The following is a 15,967-nucleotide window of genomic DNA, read 5'->3' as shown; positions in this document are numbered from 1 at the left end:
CTCCAGGGGCGGCGGGGTCAGACCAGCCAGGAGGCGACCTGGGCCTGCGAGGCGCTGTTCCAGCCGAGTTCGAGGTGGTTGGCGCCGGTCACGGTGGCCTTGCCGCCGACGTTGGCGACGCCGGTCGTGTCGAGCGCGCTGGAGACGAAGACGACCCCGTCGCTCGGGCCGCGGTTCTCGTTGTAGATGCCGACGACGGTCGGCGAGCCGCCCGCCAGCAGGTACGTGGTGACGGAGGCGGGGATGCCGGCCCGCTGGAGCGGGGCGACCAGCGAGCCCGCCTCGATGGCCGGCTGGATGCCGTCACCGGCCGTGTAGAAACCCTGGCCTCCGTAGTACGTCGTGTACCAGTCCTGGGCCGTCTGGTCGACGCCGTACACGCCGTCCCAGCGGGCCAGCATCTGCCGCTGGCCGGGGTAGTCGTCGTAGCCGCCGGACGGCGTCATGGAGAACTCGGGGTGCGCCGTGTACGTCCCGTAGCAGGTCATCCGGGAGTGCGGGGAGGGCGCGTTGATCTTGCCGCCGCACTCCGGCCAGATCGAGAAGTCGTGGGCCCAGCCGTGGGCGTACGGGTAGTCGAAGCCGCCGTTGGGACCGCCGAGCGTGATCAGCTTCCGTACGTCACCGGCGTACGCGCGGCCCCAGGAGGGCTTGAGGGACGAGACGTACGCGCGCGTGGAGAGCTCCCCCTTGCTCCAGCCGACCAGGTCCACCTGGCCGACGCCCAGCTTCGCCTTGATGAGGGCGACGGCGTCGCCGACGGCCTGCGCCTGCATCAGGTTGTCGCCCTGCTTGTGGGCGAAGCCGATGGCGAAGACGCGGTGGCCGCGGGCCGCCAGGTACTGCATCAGGCCGGTCGAGGGGCACGACAGCGCGCCGCAGCCGTAGCCGCCGGACTCGCCGGGGTTGGCCCAGGCCCGGTCGGCGGTGTCGTTGGCGCCGTGCACCAGGAGGACGGGGGTGGTCTTGGCGCCCGCGTTCCAGCCGGGGGCCGAGTAGAGCAGGAAGCGGTCGGAGGCGGGGCGGGCGACGCCACCGAAATAGGTGACGCGGACGCCGTCCTGGTTGCCGCGGCCGTCCGGCGGATAGCCCTCGGCGGCGGCCGCCTGGAAGCCCGGGGTGGTGTCGCGGTAGCGCTCGACCTTCTCCCAGCCATTGGTGACGGTACCGGAGCCGTAGGCGGCTTCCTGGGTGAGGTACGGGGGTGGGGCGGCGGCGGTCGTCGCGCTGCCCTCTGTCGCGCTGCTTCCGGCTGTGGCGGTGCCTCCCGCCGTCAGGAGCGCGCCGAGTGCCGCTGTCACGGCCAGCGCCGCTCTCCATCCCCCACGGTGTCTGCTACGCACGTCCGGGCCCCCTTGCCTTGGCTGATCTGGCTGCGACCAAGACGCTAGGCAGCCGGTGCACGGGTCGGGGATGTGCGCGCGCCACATAACCAGGGCAGCGGATGTGGGGACGACCGAGTGAGGGCCACCAGCTGGGGACTCGTGGGAGCGGCGTCGCCCGGCCGGCCGCGCACGGGATGCCCGGGTGGCGTGCACCGGGCAGGGTGGCGGTACTGACCGCCGTACCACCGCCGCACACCGTACACACCGTACAGACCGTACAGACGAGGACCGCTCATGTCCGTGCCTGTGTCCCAGCTCGCACCGCGCCCGTCCGAGCCGTCCCCGTCCGCGTCGGGGCGCTCCACGTGGGGGCGGTCGGCGTCCGCCAGGAGGCGGCTCGGCTTCGCCGCCGGGGCGGCGCTGCTCACGCTCGCCACCGCGGCCTGCTCCGGCCTCGGCCGTACGGCGGTCGGCACCTTCTCGTACTCGACCGCGGCGGAGCGGATCGTCAAGATCAGCAGCCCGCCGATCAAGGGCTGCCACCGGATGGCACCCACGGGCGCCACGGCCGTCCTCAACAACACGCTGGCGGACGTCCGCGTATACCGGACGCCGAACTGCCGCGGCGAGGAGATGGTGTACATCCCGAGCCGTCTCGGGGACAACATCGCGCCGAACACCCTGCCCTGGCGCAGCTACGCGTTCGTGCACTGACGCCGGGCGGAGCGAGTACGGGGCGTACGGGTCACAGCTCGAACCACCCGTGTCCGTGGTACCAGTGCTCGCCCGCGAGCAGATGGCCCGCGACGGCGCGCTCCACGGCGGTCCGCTGGAGCAGCGCCTCCACGGGCAGGTCCGGATCCCCGAAGACGAAGAAGACGGGAAGCCGATCGTCCGCTTCGGTGTCCCGATAGGGGGTGCGGAACCGGCGCTGGAAGCGGACGATGTTGGACTCCTCGGGCAGGTACTTCTGCAACTGCGCGTCGAGCAGCCATGAGTGGCAGACGGCGACCCGATAGGTCTCCTCGGGGTAGTGGAGCGCGAAGAAGTCCCTGGCCAGCGCGAGTGAGGCGTCGCACGCCCGCGGGGTCAACGGCCCGCGGAAGTCCGGGATGTGGATGCTGAGGCAGGCGTCGCCGGGCCCGAGCGGCAGCCCGGCGGCCCGCACCGCCTCACCGGTGCGCTCCCCGAGCCGGGCCCGCTGGAACTGCAACCGTCCCAACTGGTAGAGCTCCCCGCGAAAGTGCGGCCACAGCCAGCGCGGCACGTCCAGACCGGCGTTCCCGTGGCGCCTGCGGTGAACGGCCATGTGGCGTCCGAGGTCGGCGAGGGTACGGCGGGAGATGTCGGCGGGCACGGCGCGTTCGTCGTGGTACGCGCGCGTATGCGGCAGTGCGGCGAGCAGGACGAGGACGGGAAAGAGCCGCCGGATGGCCGCTGCTCCCCCCAACCCCTCGGGAACCTCGGGCATTTCAGGCTGAAACCCGACACCACCGATGTCCCGCACGAGCACCCGAACGGACTCTTCCAGAAGCCCGCCCAGTTCCGGATCGCCCCCCAACCTCCGCGCGATCCCCACCAGTTCATTGATGTCCTCGTGCGGTACGGCGAGGTCGAGCAGCACCTCGGGCAACTCGTCCCCCACCGGCAACAGCGCGTCCTCGTCCACCATGCGCGTCACCCTATGCGGCACCCGGGCACGGGACGCGGGACTGCCGCACAACGAGGCCTCACCGACCATCCCTTTCGAGCCACCCAGTGGGTAAAATTCCCCTGGAAGAGGCGATGGCCATGCGCACTGGGAGTGAGCCCACGACTGCGCGCAGTCCCCTGCGGATGCGGTTCTGGCTGAGCGTATGGGGCCTGATCTGGGCCCTCGCCGGCACGGCGGGCTTCGCCCTGGAAAACCGCCCCGGCTGGACGGCCGCGTGCGCGACCCTCGCCCTGGTGATCACGATCGACCTCGCCATGATCATCCACCACATCCATCAAGGGCCCCACTATCAGCCGGGCCCGAACATTCCTCCTTATGAGCCGCCTCGGCGGCGTTAGGCGTCGTCCACGTCGAACCGCGCCGCCTCCACATACTCGGGCTTCGGGTCCAGGGCCGCCGCCAGGCGGAAGTGGCGGACCGCCTGGTCGGGGCGGGCCGTGCGTTCGTAGGTGCGGGCCAGGGCGAAGTGGGCGAAGGCGTTGTCCGGTTCGCGTTCCAGGACCAGCTGGAACTCCAGTTCCGCCGCGCGGAGTTGCGCCGCGGCGAAGAAGGCGCGGGCGCGCAGGAGGCGGGCCGCGGTGTTCTCGGGGTGGGCCGCGACGACCGAGTCGAGGAGCTTCACCGCGCCGAGAGGGTCACGGGCAGCCAGCAGCTGCTCCGCCGCGCGGAAGTCGATCACGTGCGTTTCCGGGGTGCTCTCGGCCACGGTCGAGTCCTTTCCCTCGCTGCGCGTTGACAACGCACTGCCCAGTTCCCGTATTCCGTATTCATTCCGCCCGTCACGGAGTGCGAGGCGCGCTCACAGCGCGGCCATCGCCAGGACCAGACCCGCAGCCAGTACGGCGGCTCCCGCCGCTACAAACGTACGGTCCAGGCCCGTTCGTTCCCGGCCGAGCAGAATGACCTCGCGCGGGTCGGCCGGATCGTAGGAGAGGTGCACGCGCGCGCCGGGCGTAAGCGGCTCACGGCGTGTGGGCGGTACGGGGGACGGCAGCTCCAGGACCCGGCCGTCGGCCGTCTCGTACTGGAGGAGCGGGCGTCCGGACCCGGGCGGGGCGGGCTTGACCAGCGCCCAGGTGGCGGCGCCCGCCGCCGCGATGCGCCGGGTCTCGCGCAGCCCGTACGCACCGGCCAGCAGCGCCACCAGCCCGCCGAAGACCGTGAAACCCGCCAGTACGAAGAGCACATCGGGATCGTAATCCCGGGAGGCGAGGCGGGGCGAGGATTTGAGACTTCCCGCCGTACCGCCCGGTCTAGCGCGCGGCCGCTCGCTCCAGGAGCTCGCCCCACACCTTCCTGACCTGGGGTTCCAGCGCTTCCAGCGGACCGTCGTTGTCGATGACCAGGTCCGCCACGGCCAGCCGCTGCTCGCGGGTCGCCTGGGCCGCCATCCGGGCCTCGGCCTCGGGCTTCGCCATACCGCGCAGCCGCGTCAGCCGGTCCAGCTGCGTGGCGGGGGCGGCGTCGACGACCACCACCAGGTCGTACAGGGAGGCCAGGCCGTTCTCGGTCAGCAGCGGGACGTCGTGGATCACCACCGAGTCCGGGCCCGCGGCCGCCTCCAGCTCCGCCGAGCGCGCGCCGACCAGCGGGTGGACGATGCCGTTCAGGACGGCGAGCTTCGCGGGGTCGGCGAAGACGATCGCGCCCAGGGCCGGGCGGTCCAGGGTGCCGTCCGCCGCGAGGATCCCGGCGCCGAACGCCTCGACCACCGCCGCCAGCCCCTCGGTTCCGGGCTGGACCACCTCGCGGGCGATCTTGTCGGCGTCGATCAGCACCGCCCCGTACGAGACGAGCATGCGCGACACTTCGCTCTTGCCGGCGCCGATTCCGCCGGTCAGGCCCACCTTCAGCATGAGCGGCAGCCTAGGGGATGCCACTCATGCCGTCGGTCCCAGGGTCTTCGGGCCATCACTCGGGCCCCTTACAGGGGCAGCTGCCCGACCATCACAGGTCACGCCGACCCACCGTCACAGGTCTCCCTCGCGCTCCGCGAGGAACCGCTCGAACTCGCGGCCCAGTTCGTCCGCCGACGGCAGGTCCGCCGGTTCGGCGACCAGGTTGCCCCGGGTCTCGGCGCCCGCGATCGCGTCGTACTGATGCTCAAGTCCCTGTACAAGCGTGACGAGTTCCTCGTCGCCCTCGCCGATCTGGCGCTCGATCTCCGTCTGGGTGCGCTGCGCCTCGGTCCGCAGGCCGTGCGCGATGCTCGGCAGCACCAGGCCCGTGGCCGCCGTGATCGCCTCCAGGGCGGTCAGCGCGGCGTCCGGGTAGGCCGACCGCGCCACGTAGTGCGGGACGTGCGTGGCCACGCCGAGGACGTCGTGCCCTGCTTCCATCAGCCGGTACTCGATCAACGACTCGGCGCTGCCGGGCACTTGCGCCTCGTCGAAGGGCGAGCGGTGACCCGGCATCAGGTCCGTGCGGTTGCCGTGGGGCGTGATGCCGACGGGGCGGGTGTGCGGAACGCCCATCGGGATGCCGTGGAAATTGACCGAAAGGCGTACGCCGAGGCGCTCGACGATCTGCCGTACGGCAATGGCGAAACGCTCCCACTCCACGTCCGGCTCGGGGCCGGACATCAGCAGGAACGGCGCGCCCGTGGCGTCCTGCACCAGGCGCACCTCGATCGCGGGGGTCTCGAAGTCCGTCCAGCGGTCCCGCTTGAAGGTCAGCAGCGGACGGCGGGCGCGGTAGTCGACGAGTCTGTCGTGGTCGAAGCGGGCCACCACCTGGTGGGGCAGGGTGTCCAGCAGCTTTCCGACGATCTGCTCGCCGGTCTCACCCGCGTCGATGTATCCGTCGAAGTGGTACAGCATGACCAGGCCGGCCGACTCCTGCGCGAGCGCCATGTCGACGACTGCGAGGCCCTTCGGCTCCCATTCGTACAAACCCTGCGGATCAAGCACGATTACCGCTCCTCCTCGTGTTCGTAGGGAAGAACGCCCCATCGGGCAGCGGCATTCCCGCGCGCGTGCGTTTCACATGCTGTTCTCACAACGGCCGGTACGGGGCTCGGTCCGGCCCGGTCCGCCATTTCCGGCCACTGGTCCGGACCTTGACATGTCCACACACTCTCCCTACCGTCACCTGACGGCATGAAGGTCAGAAACGCGTCCAGTGTTCAGGTAAGAGAACTTCTCGCGTACGAGAACGGTTATCCCACCTCGCCCCGGAGGCCCCCCATGCGTAACCGCCCGCTGCTCGCCTCCCTGCTCACCGGCGCCCTCGCCACCGGTGGACTCGGTCTCGCCGCCGCATCCGCCGACGCGTCCGCCGCCGTCATCGACGTATCCACGGTCGCCCAGCTGAAATCCGCGCTCACCGCCGCCCAACCCGGCGACACCATCCGGCTCGCGGACGGCACGTACACCGGCAACTTCAAGACGGCGGCCGCGGGCAGCTCGTCCGCACGGATCACCCTCACGGGCTCGCCGAAGGCCGTGCTCAAGGCGAGCGGCGGTTACGGCCTTTACCTCAACGGGGCCTCGTACTGGACGGTCCAGGGCCTCACCGTCACCGGCGGGCAGAAGGGGATCATGATGGACGCGGCGAGCGGCGTCGTCATCGACTCCGTGACCGTGCACGGCCTCGCCATGGAGGGCGTCCACTTCCGCAAGTCCAGCAAGAACGGCGTCATCAAGAACTCGCGCATCTACGACACCGGCCGGGACGGCTCCGGTATGGGCGAGGGCGTGTACGTCGGCACGGCCGGCGACCTCTCCGACAAGAGCGACCAGGTGCAGATACTCGACAACACCATCGGCCCCGGGGTGGGCGGCGAGAACGTCGACATAAAAGAGGGCACCACCGGGACCCGGATCGTCGGCAACCACTTCGACGGCAGCGGGCTGACCAACGCCAACTACGACGACTCATGGGTCGACGTGAAGGGCAACAAGGTCGTGGTCGAGGGCAACACCGGCGTCCACACCCTCAACAACGGCTACGAGACGCACACCCAGCAGTCCGGCTGGGGCTGCGGCACCGTCTTCCGCTCCAACAAGTCGGATCTGAGCGACTCCCCCGGCTCGCTGCGGCTCGCCGTCAACGTGACCAACTACAGCGCGAGCGGCTGCCCGACCACCGTCTACAGCAGCAACACCGTCACCGGCGGGAAGGGGCTGACCAACATCCCGGTCACCCCGTGACGGCCGTCCGCCCCGGAGAACGATGTAAGGCCCGCTCCCCAATGGGGAGCGGGCCTTACATTTCGGCTATCTACCGACCGGGGTCAGAGCGTCAGCTCTGGCCGCCCGCCAGCTTCTCGCGCAGGGCAGCCAGGGCCTCGTCCGACGCCAGGGCGCCGGAGTTGTCGTCCGACTCCGAGGAGTACGAACCACCCGAGATACCGGCACCGGCGTTGCCACCGGCGGCCGGGGCGGCAGCGCCCTCGGCAGCGGCGGCCTCGTCGGCCTCGCGGGACTTGATGACCTGGGCCTGGTGCTGCTCGAAGCGCTGCTGCGCCTCGGCGTACTGGCCCTCCCACGCCTCGCGCTGGGTCTCGTAGCCCTCGAGCCAGTCGTTGGTCTCGGGGTCGAAGCCCTCGGGGTAGATGTAGTTGCCCTGGTCGTCGTAGGACGCGGCCATGCCGTACAGGGTCGGGTCGAACTCGACCGACGCCGGGTCGGCACCGAAGGACTCGTTGGCCTGCTTCAGGGACAGCGAGATCCGGCGACGCTCGAGGTCGATGTCGATGACCTTGACGAAGATCTCGTCGTTGACCTGGACGACCTGCTCCGGGATCTCCACGTGGCGCTCGGCCAGCTCGGAGATGTGGACCAGGCCCTCGATGCCCTCGTCGACGCGCACGAACGCACCGAACGGAACGAGCTTGGTGACCTTACCCGGGACGACCTGACCGATCTGGTGCGTACGGGCGAACTGCTGCCACGGGTCCTCCTGCGTCGCCTTCAGCGACAGGGAGACACGCTCGCGGTCCATGTCGACGTCGAGAACCTCGACGGTGACTTCCTGGCCGACCTCGACAACCTCGGACGGGTGGTCGATGTGCTTCCAGGACAGCTCGGAGACGTGGACGAGACCGTCGACGCCACCCAGGTCCACGAAGGCACCGAAGTTGACGATCGAGGAAACGACGCCGGAGCGGACCTGACCCTTCTGGAGGGTGGTGAGGAACGTCTGACGGACCTCGGACTGGGTCTGCTCCAGCCAGGCACGGCGGGACAGGACCACGTTGTTGCGGTTCTTGTCCAGCTCGATGATCTTCGCCTCGAGCTCCTTGCCCACGTAGGGCTGGAGGTCGCGGACGCGGCGCATCTCGACGAGGGAAGCCGGCAGGAAGCCACGGAGGCCGATGTCGAGGATGAGACCACCCTTGACGACCTCGATGACGGTACCGGTGACGATGCCGTCCTCTTCCTTGATCTTCTCGATGGTGCCCCAGGCACGCTCGTACTGAGCGCGCTTCTTCGAGAGGATCAGGCGGCCTTCCTTGTCCTCCTTCTGGAGAACCAGGGCCTCGATCTCGTCGCCGACCTTGACGACCTCGTTCGGGTCGACGTCGTGCTTGATCGAGAGCTCGCGGCTCGGGATGACACCTTCGGTCTTGTAACCGATGTCGAGCAGGACCTCGTCCCGGTCGACCTTCACGATGACGCCGTCGACGATGTCGCCGTCGTTGAAGTACTTGATCGTCTCGTCGATCGCGGCGAGGAAGGCTTCCTCGTTACCGATGTCGTTGACCGCAACCTGCGGGGTGGTGGCGGTGGTCTCGGTGCTGCTCGTCATGTGGGAAAGGGCTCCGGTACGGACATGAAGTCGTAGGTACTGCTACGCCGAAAGCCCGTATCGCCTCTGCAGAAGCCGGACAGCCTAGGAAGCGCCTGTCCCGGTGGAACCGGGGGCGCCTCGAATACCGAGGGGACATACAACAGTGGGAGCGCGCCTGCTAGGTCTGAGGTGCGCAGGCTCGCAGCGCAACTTGTAGCATACGGGGGCAGCCGGACACGGTCAATGCGCGAAGGCGCACACCCGGGGCGGATCCCCGCATTCCCGGCACAACTCAGGTTCTCCGAGGCCACGCAGGCCCATGTCGACCCAAGCAGAACGAGGCGGCAGAGCCGCGCTCGCGCTTCTGCGCAAACTACAACGACGGACACGATGATCCAAGAGTACGAGGCCGAATACGAGCCCGATGCGACGCGGCGTGACGCCGACGACGCGGAGAGCAGCCGGGCCAGTCGCGGCTGGTGGGACCGGAACGCCGACGAGTACCAGACCGACCACGGAGCGTTCCTGGGGGACGACCGTTTCGTCTGGGGCCCCGAGGGGCTGGACGAGGCGGAGGCGGCGCTGCTCGGCCCCGTGGAGTCCCTGAAGGGACTGGACGTCCTGGAGATCGGGGCCGGGGCGGCCCAGTGCTCGCGCTGGCTGGCCGCCCAGGGCGCCCGGCCGGTCGCCCTGGACCTCTCGCACCGCCAGCTCCAGCACGCGCTGCGCATCGACGGCGGGGCGGTTCCGCTGGTGGAGGCGGACGCGGGGGCGCTCCCGTTCGCGGACGGCTCCTTCGACCTCGCGTGTTCCGCGTACGGAGCGGTCCCCTTCGTGTCCGACCCGGTGCGGGTCTTCCGCGAGGTGCGGCGGGTGCTGCGGCCCGGCGGCCGCTGGGTCTTCAGCGTCACCCACCCCATCCGCTGGGCCTTCCCCGACGAGCCGGGGCCGGAGGGGCTGAGCGTGGCCGCGTCGTACTTCGACCGCACGCCGTACGTGGAGCAGGACGAGGCCGGGCGCGCGGTGTACGTCGAGCACCACCGGACGCTGGGCGACCGGGTGCGCGACGTGGTGGCCGGGGGCTTCCGGCTGGTGGACCTGGTCGAGCCGGAGTGGCCGGCCTGGAACACACAGGAGTGGGGCGGCTGGTCCCCGCTGCGGGGCAATCTGATTCCGGGCACGGCGATTTTCGTGTGCGAGCGCGATTAGGCCGTACGTGGGCGGGCTCGTGTGCGCGGGGGTTGGACGGCGGGCTTGAGACCTCCGCCGGGGCCGGCCGCCCCGGCAGAGGTCCCGCCTCACCCCATTAGTAATACGAACCGACAAACCAGCTGGTCTGTGGACAGCCGGAAACGAGGCCGGGTCGGGACGTACGAAACTGTGGTCGTGATCCGAACCGACGCGATCGAGCGTCTTCCCGTACGCCATGCCGTGCCCGAGCTGCTGAGCGCACTCGACGGGCGCGGCACGGCGGTCCTGTCCGCGCCCCCGGGCACCGGCAAGACCACGCTGGTGCCGCTGGCGCTGGCCGGGCTGACCGGGGCCGGGCCACGGCGGCGGGTGCTGGTGGCCGAGCCGCGGCGGATGGCGGTCCGGGCCGCCGCCCGCCGGATGGCCTGGCTGCTGGGCCAGGAGGTCGGGGACGCCGTCGGTTTCTCCGTGCGCGGGGAGCGCCGCACCGGTCCCGGCACGGTCGTCGAAGTGGTGACGACCGGCGTCCTGCTGCAACGGCTGCAACGCGACCCCGAGCTCGCGGGGGTGGACGTGGTGCTGCTCGACGAGTGCCACGAGCGCCATCTCGACGCGGACACCGCGATCGCCTTCCTCGTGGACGTACGGGCCGCCCTGCGCCCGGAGCTCCAGCTGATCGCGGCGTCCGCCACCAGCGACGCGGAGGCCTGGTCGCAGCTTCTGACGGTGGCCGACGGCACGGACCCGGCCCCGGTGGTGCGGAGTACGGGACAGGGCCACGGGGCGGCGATCCACTACGCCCCGCCGCCCGCCGGAATCCGCCCGGCACACGGCACCTGGGTGGACCCGCAGCTGCTGCGCCACGTCGCGGCGACGGTCCGGCTGGCCCTGGAGGCGCACGAAGGGGATCTGCTCTGCTTCCTGCCGGGCACCGGCGAGATCGCCCGGACGGCCGGGATGCTGGACGGGGTGGACGCCGAGGTCCTCCAGTTGCACGGGCGGGCTCCGGCGGCCGTCCAGGACGCGGTGCTGCGGGGCGGCGAGGGGCGTCGGCGGGTGGTCCTCGCGACCTCCGTGGCCGAGTCCAGCCTGACCGTGCCGGGCGTGCGGATCGTGGTCGACTCGGGGCTGGCCCGCGAGCCGCGCGTCGACCACGCACGGGGGCTCGGCTCGCTGGCGACCGTGACGGTCTCGGACGCCGGGGCGACCCAGCGGCTGGGCCGCGCGGGCCGGGAGGCGTTCGGCACGGTGTACCGGTGCTGGGCGCCGGCCGACGACGCGCGGCGCCCGCGCTTCCCGTCCCCCGAAATCAAGATCGCGGACCTGGCGTCCTTCGCCCTGCGGGCCGCGTGCTGGGGCGATCCGACCGCACGGGGACTGGCGCTGCTCGACGCCCCGCCCGCCGGGGCCATGGCGGCGGCCCGCTCCGTCCTGACCGCGATCGGTGCGGTGGACGAGAGCGGCCGGGCCACCGAGCGGGGCGCGAAGATGGCCCGGCTCGGGGTGCACCCCCGGCTGGCCAGGGCGCTCCTGGACGGCGCGGCCGAGGTGGGCGCGCGCCGGGCGGCCGAGGTGGTGGCGCTGCTGAGCGAGGAGCCCCCGAGGGAGTACGGGGACGACCTGGCGGCGGCGTGGCGCACGGCCCGCCGGGGCGGCGACGGATACGCGGCGCGCTGGCGTCAGGAGGTGCGGCGGCTGACGTCGGCGGTGACGGGGGCGGGGTCCGCGTCCACGGCTACAGGGGCGGGGTCCGTGTCCACGGTGCCGGGAGCAGGATCCGGATCCGCCTCTCCCTCGGGCTCCAGTCCGAAAGCGCCTCCGGGATCGGGGTCGGACGACGCCGTTGCAGGCCTGGTCACCGCGCTGGCGTTTCCGGAGCGGGTGGCGCGGGCTCGGGGTGAGGGCTCGTTCCTGATGGTGTCCGGTACCCGGGCCGAGCTGGGCCAGGGCTCCGGGCTGCGGAGCGCCGGGTGGCTCGCGGTGGCCGTGGCGGACCGACCGGTGCAGGCCGCTTCGGCGCGGGTGCGGCTGGCCGCCGTCGTGGACGAGGGCATCGCGCGCGTGGCGGCCGGGCCGCTGGGGGCCGAGGGCGAGGAGGTCCACTGGGAGGACGGTGATGTGGTCGCCCGGCAGGTGGAGCGACTGGGCGCGGTAGAGCTGTCCGTGCGGCCGTTGAAGCAGCCCGACCCGGTTCTGGTGCGGCGGGCGCTCCTGGACGGGCTGGCGAAGGAGGGCATAGGGCTGCTGCGGTGGTCGCGGGAGTCCGGGGGACTGCGGGAGCGGCTGGCGTTTCTGCACCGGACGCTGGGCGAGCCGTGGCCGGACGTGTCGGACGGGGCGCTGCTCGCGCGGGCCGAGGAGTGGCTGGAGCCGGAGCTGTCCCGGGCGCGGCGCCGGGCCGATCTGGGGAGGCTGGACGCGGGGCAGGCGCTGAACCGGCTGCTGCCGTGGGCGAGCGGCGAGGCGGCGCGCCTGGACGAGCTGGCGCCGGAGCGCATCGAGGTGCCGAGCGGGTCGCGGATCAGGGTGGAGTACGGGGGCGCGCAGCCGGTGCTCGCGGTGAAGCTCCAGGAGATGTTCGGCCTGGAGGGGACGCCGGAGGTCGCCGGGGTGCCCGTGCTCATACATCTGCTCTCCCCGGCCGGGCGACCCGCCGCCGTCACCGCCGACCTGGCGAACTTCTGGCGGGAGGGGTACCGGGCGGTCCGTGCCGAGCTGCGCGGGCGCTATCCCAAGCACCCCTGGCCGGAGGACCCTTCGCGGGCCGAGCCGACGCGCCACACCAACGCCCGGCTCAAACGCTGACCCGAGGAAGGGCGACCTGCGGAACGGGGACGTGCGGAACGGCGACCTTCGACACGGTGACCCGCGGAAACCCGAGCCGCTCTGGCGCCGGGGTCAGGCGTTGACCGGCTCCGGCTCCGTACGGGTCGTCGGGGCCGGGGTGCCGGGGCGGCGGCTGCGGGCCTCCAGCCACAGGGAGAGGGCGAGCAGTGCGGTGCCGAGACCGAGGAAGCCCCAGGGGAGATAGGAGGTGAGCAGCAGGACCAGAGTGCGGTTCTTCTTGATCAGCGCGACCGTGTGGTCGACGTAGTCCTCACGCATCTTCACATGACCGGAGAAGGCGGTGATCTTGTCTTGACCGAACAGAGCGGTGGCGTTGCGGAGCTCCTCCTGGTGGATCTCCTCGCCGTTGACCGGTCCGCCGGTCACGGGGTCGACCCAGAACATCCGCTTGGTGCTGTACCACCGGGTCAGGCCGGTCTGCTTGGCGACCTCGGGGGTGACGCCGAGGGGCATGGCCTTGGGGAAGGGGACCCGGGTCCAGGGGATGGTCTGCTCGAAGTAGTAGACCTTCAGGCCGTGGAAGGTGACCGTGCCCTTGTAGTGGATGGGGGCGCTGGTGCGGCTCTGGGCGTCGAAGTACTCGTAGTCCCGCTTCTCGGTGAGGAACGGCCACTTGAACTCGATGCCCTCGCGCTTGACCGGGTCGCCGTCGACCATCTCGCCGGTGGCGTGGACCGGGGCCTGGCTGTGGGCGTCGAAGATATAGCGCTCGGGGTTCTTGGAGACGAACTGGCCCTTGTCGTCGAGGACATACGTCAGGGAGTCCCAGACGACGACGTCCCTCCCGGCGGTCTTCTCGATCTTCCGGGACTCCTCGACGTTGCCCTTGAGGGTCTGCACGATGGTCACCTTGGGGACCGTCACGGACTTGAACGCCTTGTAGTCGAGGAGGGTGGCGTTCTTCGCCTCCAGGACCGTCTCCTGGTACTGGCTGGGCGGGATCTTGGCGAGCCGGGGGAAGGCGTACCAGCGCAGCAGCGGGGAGAGTGCCTCGAAGAAGACGGCGAGGGCGAGCAGGATCAGGCTGGCTTTGCGTCGCATGCGGCCGGCTCTCCTCTACTTCCCGGGCGGGATGGCCCCGGGGGCGGTGGGGACGGTGGTGAGCAGGGGCTTGGGCGAGGTGGTGCCCTCGGGTCCGCCGATCGCCGAGACGGTCAGCACGATGGCGAGGGCGGCGGCGAGCCCGATGGCCGCGGCGACGAGGGCGCGCATGCTCGGCCTCCCGGAGCTGATGGGTCGTCAGGGTTGGGGCACCGTAGCAACGCGGGGGTGAGATGAGAACACGTGGGACCGCCCCCGCTGCACTGGCGGCAGCGGGGGCGGTCCGGAGACGACGGCGGCAGGTTGCCGCGGGAGGTGAGGTGGTCAGGCGACCTTGAGCTGGACGTCGAGGGTGGCGCCGCCCGGGGTGGCGAGGCGGAGCACGAAGGTGCCGGTCTGGCCGTCCGCGTAGATCTTGGGAAGCCGCAGCACGCCGTTGGCGTCGGTCTTCAGATCCTTGAGGGACCGGATCGGGTTGCCCTTGTCGTCCTTGAAGTAGGGGCCCTTGTCGTTGACCTTGGGGTCGGCGACCGCGGTGCCGGTGGCGGGCGGCTCCGGGGTGACGATCATCGCGGCGGCGACGGCGATGCCGGGGACGACGGCTCCCTTGTACGTGGCCTTGACCTCCACGTAGTTGGCGAACTCGGCGCCGGGGGCGGCCGCCAGCTCCTTGGTGTCGGTGCGCGCCAGGGCGTCCGCCTGGCGGGCGTTGACGGTGGCGGTCCACTTGATCTCGGGCAGGCTGGTGCCGACGACGGTGGCCCGGACGGTGAAGTTGCCGGTCTGCTCGCCCGCAAGGAGGGCGGGGGCGGTGGCGCGGCCGTCGGCACCGGTGTCCACGGTGACCTGGGTGGCGCCGCCCGGGAAGCGGGCGTCGGTGGCGCCGATGACCTGGAAGCGGACGGTCGCCTTGGCCATCGGCCGGCCGAACTGGTCCTTGACGCGCGCCTTGGGCTGCCCGGCGAACGAGGAGCCGGCGGTGGCCGTCAGGGGCGCGGTGTCCGCGTCCTCGAAGGTGCTCGCCTTCTTCGACGGCAGCGGCTTCGGCGAGCCGGGGTCGCTCGGGGTGGGCTTGGACGGCTCGGGGCGCGTCGGCGTCGGGCCGGGCTTTGACGGGGTGGGCTTGGGCGGGGTGGGCTTCGGCGTCGGGCCGGGGGTCGACGGGTGCGGGGTCGGGACCGTGCCGGAGGGCCGGCGGACCGGGGTGTCGCTGCGGCTGCCGGGCAGCACGCCCGTACCGTTCGGGACCTCGTGCGAGCCGCGCTTGTAGTAGTCGAACCAGGACAGGACCGTGGTCAGGTACTCCTGCGAGTGGTTGTAGCTGAGCACCGCCTTGTCCAGGTCGGACTGGACGGCGAGGTCGCGGTTGCCGCAGAGGTAGTAGGCGGCGGCGAGCGAGGCGTCGTAGACGTTGTTGGGGTCCTTGCGACCGTCGCCGTTGCCGTCGCGGCCGGAGGTCGCCCAGGTGGAGGGGATGAACTGCATGGGGCCGACGGCGCGGTCGTGGACCTTGTCGCCGTCGTAGGAGCCGCCGTCGGTGTCGGTGATGTTCTCGAAGCCGACGCCGTTGAGGACCGGGCCCAGGATCGGGGTGACGGTGGTGCCGTTGGCGTCGACGCGGCCGCCGTTGGCCTGGCCGGACTCGACCTTGCCGATGGCCGCGAGTATCTGCCAGGGGAGGTGGCAGGAGGCCCGATCGCGGGCGAGCTCGGCCTCGGCCTTCTTGTAGGCGTCGAGGAGGGTCGCGGGTATGCCCTGCTGGTCGGCGCCGATGACGGGCGAGTTGGTGGTCGGGGCGCCCGGCGGGTTCGGGGAGACGAGGGGCGGGAGGTCCGTGTAGTACGGCGAGTTGCCGCTGGCGGGGGCTCCGGGGGGAGGCGTCGGGGTGCCGGACGCCGCTTGTTCACCCGCCGGGCCGTTGGCCAGGACGCCCGGTCCCTGGGAGGCGGAGAGCGCCGCTACCGCCGCCGCGGCCACGGCGGTCGTGGTCGCTCCCCTGCGCAGCCGTCGCCCGATCTGCGGTGCCATACGTCCAGCCCCTCCCCGTGGTCAGCAGTTCGCGCTCCCCAGCGCAGGCCTCAGGAGACCCTAACGGACCCGCTGGGTGCGGCGACAC

General features: G+C 71.3%; 15 protein-coding genes. 5 read left to right on the top strand and 10 right to left on the bottom strand.

Annotated elements, in window-relative coordinates:
• Nucleotides 1–17: 17 nt before the first annotated feature.
• Nucleotides 18–1,301: a lipase gene (locus QIY60_RS21800; protein ID WP_283143948.1), complete on the bottom strand. Its 1,284-nt coding sequence runs from the start codon at nt 1,299–1,301 to the stop codon at nt 18–20.
• Between the two features lie 318 nt (nt 1,302–1,619).
• Between QIY60_RS21800 and QIY60_RS21795 the strand changes: the two genes are divergently transcribed.
• A complete protein-coding gene (locus QIY60_RS21795; protein ID WP_283143947.1) occupies nt 1,620–2,039 on the top strand; it encodes a hypothetical protein in 420 nt (139 codons plus the stop codon).
• Nucleotides 2,040–2,070: 31 nt separating this feature from the next.
• On the opposite strand, the gene QIY60_RS21790 is transcribed toward QIY60_RS21795, so the two are convergent.
• A complete protein-coding gene (locus QIY60_RS21790; RefSeq protein ID WP_283146029.1) occupies nt 2,071–2,979 on the bottom strand; it encodes an acyltransferase domain-containing protein in 909 nt (302 codons plus the stop codon).
• Between the two features lie 137 nt (nt 2,980–3,116).
• Here QIY60_RS21790 and QIY60_RS21785 point away from each other — a divergent pair, with 137 nt between their 5' ends.
• On the top strand, nt 3,117–3,377 hold the full coding sequence (locus QIY60_RS21785) for a DUF6343 family protein (RefSeq protein WP_283143946.1): 261 nt from the start codon (nt 3,117–3,119) through the stop codon (nt 3,375–3,377).
• Here the strand turns inward: QIY60_RS21785 and QIY60_RS21780 are convergent.
• The 4 genes from QIY60_RS21780 to QIY60_RS21765 all read right to left on the bottom strand — a co-directional run bounded on the left by QIY60_RS21780 (nt 3,374) and on the right by QIY60_RS21765 (nt 5,948).
• Nucleotides 3,374–3,745: a tetratricopeptide repeat protein gene (locus QIY60_RS21780; protein ID WP_283143945.1), complete on the bottom strand. Its 372-nt coding sequence runs from the start codon at nt 3,743–3,745 to the stop codon at nt 3,374–3,376. The genes QIY60_RS21785 and QIY60_RS21780 overlap by 4 nt on opposite strands.
• A gap of 93 nt (nt 3,746–3,838) precedes the next feature.
• Entirely contained in the window at nt 3,839–4,225 is a 387-nt protein-coding gene (locus QIY60_RS21775) for a DUF3592 domain-containing protein (RefSeq protein ID WP_283143944.1), read from the bottom strand.
• A 67-nt stretch (nt 4,226–4,292) separates the two neighbouring features.
• The gene (gene coaE, locus QIY60_RS21770) at nt 4,293–4,895 is read right to left on the bottom strand and encodes a dephospho-CoA kinase (protein WP_283143943.1); all 603 of its coding nucleotides are present in this window, start codon (nt 4,893–4,895) and stop codon (nt 4,293–4,295) included.
• A gap of 114 nt (nt 4,896–5,009) precedes the next feature.
• Entirely contained in the window at nt 5,010–5,948 is a 939-nt protein-coding gene (locus QIY60_RS21765) for a PAC2 family protein (RefSeq protein ID WP_283143942.1), read from the bottom strand.
• A 276-nt stretch (nt 5,949–6,224) separates the two neighbouring features.
• Here QIY60_RS21765 and QIY60_RS21760 point away from each other — a divergent pair, with 276 nt between their 5' ends.
• Nucleotides 6,225–7,190, top strand: a complete 966-nt coding sequence (locus QIY60_RS21760) for a right-handed parallel beta-helix repeat-containing protein (protein ID WP_283143941.1) — start codon at nt 6,225–6,227, stop codon at nt 7,188–7,190.
• A 91-nt stretch (nt 7,191–7,281) separates the two neighbouring features.
• Here QIY60_RS21760 and rpsA read toward each other — a convergent pair whose 3' ends face one another.
• The gene (rpsA, locus tag QIY60_RS21755) at nt 7,282–8,790 is read right to left on the bottom strand and encodes a 30S ribosomal protein S1 (RefSeq protein WP_101387822.1); all 1,509 of its coding nucleotides are present in this window, start codon (nt 8,788–8,790) and stop codon (nt 7,282–7,284) included.
• A 372-nt stretch (nt 8,791–9,162) separates the two neighbouring features.
• Between rpsA and QIY60_RS21750 the strand changes: the two genes are divergently transcribed.
• Entirely contained in the window at nt 9,163–9,981 is an 819-nt protein-coding gene (locus tag QIY60_RS21750; RefSeq protein ID WP_283143940.1) for a class I SAM-dependent methyltransferase, read from the top strand.
• 177 nt (nt 9,982–10,158) lie between these two features.
• Nucleotides 10,159–12,768: an ATP-dependent helicase HrpB gene (gene hrpB / locus QIY60_RS21745; protein WP_283143939.1), complete on the top strand. Its 2,610-nt coding sequence runs from the start codon at nt 10,159–10,161 to the stop codon at nt 12,766–12,768.
• A 93-nt stretch (nt 12,769–12,861) separates the two neighbouring features.
• On the opposite strand, the gene QIY60_RS21740 is transcribed toward hrpB, so the two are convergent.
• The 3 genes from QIY60_RS21740 to QIY60_RS21730 form a co-directional block, all read right to left on the bottom strand.
• The gene (locus QIY60_RS21740) at nt 12,862–13,851 is read right to left on the bottom strand and encodes a DUF3068 domain-containing protein (protein ID WP_283143938.1); all 990 of its coding nucleotides are present in this window, start codon (nt 13,849–13,851) and stop codon (nt 12,862–12,864) included.
• Between the two features lie 15 nt (nt 13,852–13,866).
• Nucleotides 13,867–14,022, bottom strand: a complete 156-nt coding sequence (locus QIY60_RS21735; protein ID WP_283143937.1) for an SPW_0924 family protein — start codon at nt 14,020–14,022, stop codon at nt 13,867–13,869.
• A 153-nt stretch (nt 14,023–14,175) separates the two neighbouring features.
• The gene (locus tag QIY60_RS21730; RefSeq protein WP_283143936.1) at nt 14,176–15,879 is read right to left on the bottom strand and encodes a lytic murein transglycosylase; all 1,704 of its coding nucleotides are present in this window, start codon (nt 15,877–15,879) and stop codon (nt 14,176–14,178) included.
• Nucleotides 15,880–15,967: the final 88 nt, after the last annotated feature.

The organism is Streptomyces sp. BPTC-684 (assembly GCF_030028635.1).
Classification (GTDB): domain Bacteria; phylum Actinomycetota; class Actinomycetes; order Streptomycetales; family Streptomycetaceae; genus Streptomyces; species Streptomyces noboritoensis.
The sequence above is the reverse complement of the archived record's forward strand: the minus strand, read 5'-3'. Positions and strand labels throughout refer to the sequence as shown.